The sequence below is a fragment of the Streptomyces sp. NPDC051136 genome, from assembly GCF_044455745.1.
Classification (GTDB): domain Bacteria; phylum Actinomycetota; class Actinomycetes; order Streptomycetales; family Streptomycetaceae; genus Streptomyces.
On record NZ_JBITFE010000023.1, the window covers coordinates 1 to 1,585 of the forward strand.

The 1,585-nt window shown below is 70.5% G+C and carries 2 protein-coding genes; both read left to right on the plus strand.

Translation table 11 applies throughout. The features are described from left to right. Positions 1-690: phosphopantetheine-binding protein (locus ACIBCJ_RS35570; RefSeq protein WP_365981565.1), on the plus strand; the 690-nt coding region annotated here is incomplete at its 5' end. 81 nt (positions 691-771) lie between these two features. After that, a partial coding sequence (locus ACIBCJ_RS35575; protein ID WP_365981566.1) for a polyketide synthase occupies positions 772-1,585 on the plus strand: 814 nt, incomplete at its 3' end.

Sequence of the window (1,585 nt, forward strand, 5' to 3'; positions counted from 1 at the left end):
GCGGTGGAGCTGCGTAACCGGCTGAACGCGTTGAGCGGGCTGCGGCTGGCCAACACCGTCGTGTTCGACTATCCCTCGGTCACGGCACTGGCCGGGCACCTCGACGGACAACTCACCGACCAGCACACCCCCACCCCCCACACCCTGCTCGACGCCCACGACGGCGAACCGGTGCCTCCGCTGCTCCAGCGGCTGGCAGACCTTCCCGCGGGGGAGCGCGAGCGCGAACTCGTCGTCCTGGTGCAGGAAGAGGTGGCCGAGCTCCTGGGCCATGAGGACCCGGCGGAGATCGAGGTGGACCGTGCCTTCCAGGAGCTGGGCTTCGACTCCCTGAGCGCGGTGGAGCTGCGGAACCGCCTGAACAAGGTCTGCGGCATGCGGTTCGCCAACACGGTCGTCTTCGACTACCCGTCGGTCGGTGCGCTGGCGGGCTTCCTCGACGGACACCTGGCCGAGCGCATCGACCGGATCAACCGGTCCGCACAGGACGAAAGCGCGCCGCAGGCCGTGCTCGCGCATTTGGACGCGCTGGAAGAACGCATCCGGGCCGGCGTCGAGGACGACGCGCTGCGGCGGCGGATCGGCGGACAGCTGCAACGGCTCCTGGAGCTGACCGGCACCGGGCTGGACGAGGACCTCGATTCCGCGAGCGACGAAGAGCTCTTCGCCCTGGTCGACAGGGCCGAGTAGGCGCGCACCGGCACACCGCCGGCCCGGGCCGGCCCCATCCCGCTTCACCTCACACCTGAACTTGCGAAGGAATGGATCCCGATGGCGGACGAGAAGGAACTCCGGGAATACCTCAAGCGCGCCATAGCCGACGCGCGGGACGCGCGCGCCCGGCTGCGTGAGGCGGAGGAGAAGGCACGGGAGCCGATCGCGATCGTGGGGATGGCCTGCCGCTACCCGGGCGGCGTGACCGACCCGCAAGCCCTGTGGGAGCTGGTCGCCGACGGCGTCGACGCGGTCTCACCCTTCCCGAAGGACCGCGGGTGGCGCGAAGACCTGTACGACCCGGACCCCGACAGCGTGGGCAAGTCGTACGTGCGCGAGGGCGGCTTCCTCGACGACGTGAGCGGCTTCGACCCCGCCTTCTTCGGGATGTCCCCGCGCGAGGCCACGGTGGCGGACCCGCAGCAGCGCCTGCTGCTGGAGACCACCTGGGAGGCCATGGAGAGCGCGGGCGTTGTGCCCGTCACCCTGCGCGGCAGCCGCACCGGCGTGTTCGTGGGGCAGATGTACCACGACTACGGAGCGCGCCCCAACCTCCCCAAGGAGGGGTACGAAGGCAACCTCGTCAGCAACAGCATGGGCAGTATCGCGGCCGGCCGGGTGGCGTACACGTTCGGCTTCGAAGGCCCGACCGTGTCCGTGGACACGGCGTGCTCCTCGTCGCTGGTCGCGCTGCACATGGGGGCCACCGCGCTGCGCCGGGGCGAGTGCGACATGGCCTTCGCCGGCGGCGTCACGGTGCTGTCCACCCCTGTGTCGTTCGTGGAGTTCTCGCGGCAGCGGGGGTTGGCGGTGGATGGTCGGTGCAAGTCGTTTGCGGCGGCTGCGGATGGTACGGGGTGGGCTGAGGGTG